Raw genomic sequence first — 1,990 nt, forward strand, 5'->3', positions numbered from 1 at the left:
CCCCACTCCTTCACCGCCGACTTCGAACTGTATGACGCCGCCGGTAACGCCGTGGCCGTGCTTAGTGAAACCCGCTTCAAGGCGATTCGCTTAAACCGCGCTCATCACCAGCATTTTAGCTACCTGGATGTTGAGTTAACGCCTGCTCCGCTAAACGCGGCGACGCTTTCGCTGCCAGGCAGTGCACTCGCCCGGCTGGCTGGGCTAAGCGATGCGTTTACCGCCAGTACTGGTCAACGCTATGCCCAAGAAGTATCACCGCTGCTCGATAGCCTTAGCGAAGCCTTTACTGGTGTTAATGTTAACGTCGGCGAAGATCAGCTCGCACCGGAAACCATTTGGCAGTTACTGGTACAGGATTACCCCGACTATTTTGCGCCGATTCATATGGTGGGTCGCTTAGGGCTACACCGTGAGCAATTGTCCAGCGGCAACGACACCCTTGAAAGCCTAGGCATTACCACTGAGCACCTAGCAGGCATTAATCGCGTCCTTATCGGCGAAAACGGCTGGCAAGTGTTAGCCGCCGAGCTTGGCGCATTAATGGAAGCCACGCTAGCCACGCTGCCCACCGGTCAGCGGCTGCAGTTGTTAGAAGCAGGTCCCTGTACTCCCGCTCTGGGCCAGCGACTGCTCGAACAGCTAGCGAATACGGCTATTGCTAAAGATGCGCACCACTACCGCGCCATCACCACCAGCGACACGGCTCGCCATCAGGCGGAACAGCTTCAAGAACGTTTCCCGCTGATGGATATTCAGCCACTGGAAGATTCACTGCCAGCGCTTAGCCCTGCAGAGAAAGCCCAGCTGGCGTTTATCAGCGTGGACGTGACCCAGCCTGAAAGCACCCGCCAGTTGATTGAAGCGCTGCCAGGCCAGCTTGCGCCAGGCGCTCAGGTAATGGTGATTGGTGTCCACCCGAGCCGTTGGCTTGATGACTTACTGGCGACACCCGGCATCGACCAAACCGCCCTGGAACAAGACAACCTAGTCGAGTGGTTAGCGCAACAAGGCCTCAGCGTTTCGCCGCCGGTTGAGCTGGAAGAGAATGGTGCTTACCTACTGCATGGCCAATACGCAGCAAGCAATGACTCGCTGACGCAAACGGCAGCAGAGGCCTACCATTTGCTTGTCTCTGACGCGGAGCACGAAGCACTTGCTGCCCAGCTTGCAGAGCGGTTAGGCACCGCCAATACATGGCTAACCGTCAGCGACGCAACCCCGCAAGCACTGTTAAATACAGCGCTAGGCGAACGCCAAAACGTACCTGCCGCACTCAATGTGATCGATCTGCGTGGGCTTAAGGGCTGTACAACCGCCGCTCAAACTCAGCGCTGCCACACGGCACAGCAGTGGTCACTGGCATTAGAAGCAAGTGGGCTTGAAGGCCAAAGCAGCCGCGTCACGCTCTGGCTGCCGACCCAGGCTGCCAGTACAGGCGATGACGCCGCACTATGGGGCTTTGGTCGTTCGCTCGCCAATGAAGCGGTTGGTCATAGCGTCACGCTGATCGATCTACCAAACGCTCCCAACGATGCGACGTTAAACGCTTTTGCAGCGTCACTTGCTACGCCAGATAGCGAAAACGAGCTGGTAATAACGGTTGAAGGCGAGCGGTTTGCTACCCGCCTTCGCACCCTGCCCGCTCCTCACCCGGTCAAGCAGGCAAGCGCTGCGCCTCATCAGGCAATGACGCTGGGCTTTGCCCTACCAGGGCAATTGCGTCAGCTGCAGTGGCGGCCACGCCCACTGCCTGAACTTGGCGCGGATGAGGTAGAAATTCGCGTCAAAGCGACCGGTCTCAACTTCCGCGATGTCATGTACACCCTTGGCTTACTGTCTGATGAAGCAATTGAAAATGGCTTCGCTGGCCCAACCCTAGGGCTTGAGTTCTCGGGAGAGGTTCTCGCCGTGGGTGCCAATGTTCAGCACGTTGCACCCGGCCAAGCGGTCGTGGGCTTTGGACCCGCCAGCTTCAGCGACCGCCTCA

General features: G+C 58.1%; 1 protein-coding gene. It reads left to right on the forward strand.

Translation table 11 applies throughout. From position 1 onward, the window contains the following. On the forward strand, positions 1–1,990 hold a 1,990-nt coding region (locus INT22_RS08645; RefSeq protein ID WP_193068056.1), incomplete at both ends, for an alcohol dehydrogenase catalytic domain-containing protein.

The organism is Halomonas sp. 3D7M, from assembly GCF_014897885.1.
In the GTDB taxonomy this organism is placed as follows: domain Bacteria; phylum Pseudomonadota; class Gammaproteobacteria; order Pseudomonadales; family Halomonadaceae; genus Vreelandella.